Here is a 2,857-nt window from a genome sequence, read left to right as displayed (position 1 = left end):
GCCTTACAAGATGAAACGCTTTTAGCCTTTAAAATGAATGGCGAAGATATTCCTCTAATTCATGGGTATCCTCTGCGCTTAGTAGCAGGTGGCTGGCCAGCCTCAGTTTCTGGCAAGTGGGTAAACAGAATTAGCATTCGTAACAAAGTACATGATGGTACAAAAATGACAGGTACAGCTTATAGAGTGCCTTGCGAACCCGTTGCGCCAGGAGAAAAAGTCAAAGATGAAGATATGTGTATCATAGAGTCTATGCCCGTAAAATCATTAATTACCTATCCTAAAACGGGAGCCGTGATACAAAAAGGAAAGTCTTTAAGTATTAGGGGGCATGCATGGGCAGGAGAGTTACAGGTTGCTAAAATGGAGTATTCCATAGATTTTGGCTCTACGTGGAGCACATGTAGTGTCGCAAAACCAGAAAACCGTTTAGCGTGGCAACATTTTTCAGCCTCTGTAGATTTCCCTAAACCTGGTTACTATGAAGTTTGGGCAAGAGCAACAAATACCAATGGCATGTCTCAGCCTATGCTATTACCGGGTTGGAATCCAAAAGGGTATTTAAATAATGCGTGCCATAGAATAGCTGTAAAAGTTAAATAAATGAATAAAGAAGAAGCTTTTGGAGCACAAGTAAAAAAGGTTTATCGCCTTTTAATGCTGCTTTTTGCTTTGTTTGTAATTACTGGAGGTGGATTGATTTATTACATGGTAAATCCAGGTGTTTTTGATTTTATGTCAAAAGCTGAAACTGTTGCAGTGGCGCCCAAGGAAGTTGATGAAGACAGAATTGAAAATGGGATTCATGTGCGAACAGGTTTAGTTGATGCTGAGGGCTTGATGACCGTTGTAAATAATTGTACCAATTGTCATTCCTCAAAATTAGTGACACAAAACAGAATGAATACTGAACGTTGGAACGAAACGATAAAGTGGATGCAAGAAACACAAAACCTTTGGGGTTTAGGCAAAAATCAAGAGGTTATTGTTAATTATTTAGTCACAAACTATCCACCAATAAAAAAGGGAAGACGAATGGTCTTAACAGATATAGATTGGTATGAGTTGGAGGATTAGTATCATATTATATTTACTAATCATTTCGGCATGTAAACACGAAAAAGCGAATGATTTTAAAAAAGTTGAAGTCACATATTTAATAGAGGCTAATGAATTGAAGGGAATTGCTCAACAACCAAACATTAAAATAATTGATTTCAGAAAAAAAGAAATCTATGAAAACGAACATATAGTTGGTGCTTTAAATATTTGGCGGACAAATATTGAAGACACCTCTTATCCTTACTCAGGAATTATGGCAAGCAAAACACAAATAGAATCGTTATTTGGACAACTCGGTATTACAACCGATGATACCATTATAGTTTATGACGATAATGGATTGTGTGAAGCTTCCAGATTATGGTGGATATTGCAAAATTATGATTTTAAAAATATAAAACTATTACATGGTGGAATTTCAGAATGGAAATCAAATAATGGTCAAGTGACTACTCAAATACCAAAAGTGAATACGGCCGTTTTTAAACTGACCAAGCATCCTAAGATGCAGTATTATGTTTCAAAAGAACAGGTAAGCGACGCTTTAAATTCTAATGTTGTTATTTTAAACACAAGAACTAGTGAAGAATTCTCGGGTAAACGACAAAAAAAAGGTGCTACTAAAGCGGGAAGAATACCTAATAGCATTCATATAGATTGGGCAGAAACCATAAACTATAATGGAAATAAGCATTTGAAGTCTTTGAAAGAATTGGAAATTATTTATAGTGAATTAAACATAAAAAAGAATGATTCAATAATTGTGTATTGTCATAGCGGTGTGCGCTCAGCACATACCACCTTTGTGCTTACACAATTATTAGGGTATAAACATGTAAAGAATTATGATGGCTCATGGACAGAATGGAGTTATTTTAACGATTTACCAATTAACGGAAATAATATAACACTAATTAAAAATTAAAATGGAAAAGTATTTAGACGCGTTTATCAATGCCTTTCAAGGCACAGTAAATTGGACATGGAAATCTATACTATTTGAAGTGCCATGGTACACCAATTATTTTTGGGGACTTATAGCCATCTCAATTTTTGTATGGCTTTTAGAAATCGTCTTTCCTTGGCGAAAAGAACAATCTATTTTTAGACGCGACTTTTGGTTAGATGCATTTTATATGTTCTTTAATTTTTTCATATTCTCAATAGTAATCAGTGGTGTTTACAAGATTATAGGATTGCTCTTTGGAGAAATTAATATTACAGCAAAAAGTCTGGCGCTTTTTGACATCTCAGAATGGGCGCCTTCGTTACAATTATTCGTGTTTTTTATTATACTTGACTTTGTTCAGTGGTTTACGCATGTATTACTTCATAGATATGGTTTTCTATGGAAGTTCCACAAGGTACATCATAGTGTAAAAGAAATGGGTTTTGCCGCACATTTACGATACCACTGGATGGAGAACATATTCTATAAACCACTTAAAACTTTTGGTGTTATGATAATTGGTGGTTTTGAACCAGACCAAGCCTTTATCATTCACTTTATAACCATTGCTATTGGTCACTTTAATCATGCTAATATCAAAATTACTTGGGGTCCATTAAGGTATATTTTCAATAACCCTGTGATGCATTTATATCATCATGCCTCAGTTTTGCCGAAAGGAAAACATGGTGTGAATTATGGGATTAGTTTAAGTCTTTGGGATTATATTTTTAAAACAAATTATATACCTGAAGATAGCGGAAAAGTAGAGATTGGCTTTAAAGGCGACGATAAATTTCCAAAAGATTTTATACACCAAAATCTTTACGGTTTTAAAAAAGGTCA

The 2,857-nt window shown here is 34.6% G+C and carries 4 protein-coding genes; all 4 read left to right on the top strand.

The window, feature by feature from the left end; all coding sequences use genetic code 11:
* Positions 1-603, top strand: a 603-nt coding sequence (locus QZ260_RS05890) for a molybdopterin-dependent oxidoreductase (RefSeq protein ID WP_295983886.1), incomplete at its 5' end; no start/stop codon positions are given.
* Positions 604-1,077, top strand: coding sequence for a monoheme cytochrome C (locus tag QZ260_RS05885; RefSeq protein ID WP_295983883.1), 474 nt, complete (start codon positions 604-606; stop codon positions 1,075-1,077). It abuts the gene before it with no gap.
* A complete protein-coding gene (locus QZ260_RS05880) occupies positions 1,061-1,987 on the top strand; it encodes a sulfurtransferase (RefSeq protein WP_295983882.1) in 927 nt (308 codons plus the stop codon). The genes QZ260_RS05885 and QZ260_RS05880 overlap by 17 nt, the downstream gene beginning before the upstream one ends.
* Position 1,988: 1 nt before the next feature.
* A partial coding sequence (locus QZ260_RS05875; protein WP_295983879.1) for a sterol desaturase family protein occupies positions 1,989-2,857 on the top strand: 869 nt, incomplete at its 3' end.

The organism is uncultured Algibacter sp. (assembly GCF_905480415.1).
GTDB lineage: Bacteria > Bacteroidota > Bacteroidia > Flavobacteriales > Flavobacteriaceae > Algibacter_B.
This window is presented reverse-complemented; position numbering and strand designations above follow the sequence as displayed.

Bases quoted from the DNA above. Each gene is read 5' to 3' on its own strand.
- QZ260_RS05885 (WP_295983883.1), top strand. From the start codon at position 604: ATGAATAAAGAAGAAGCTTTTGGAGCACAAGTAAAAAAGGTTTATCGC.
- QZ260_RS05880 (WP_295983882.1), top strand. From the start codon at position 1,061: ATGAGTTGGAGGATTAGTATCATATTATATTTACTAATCATTTCGGCA.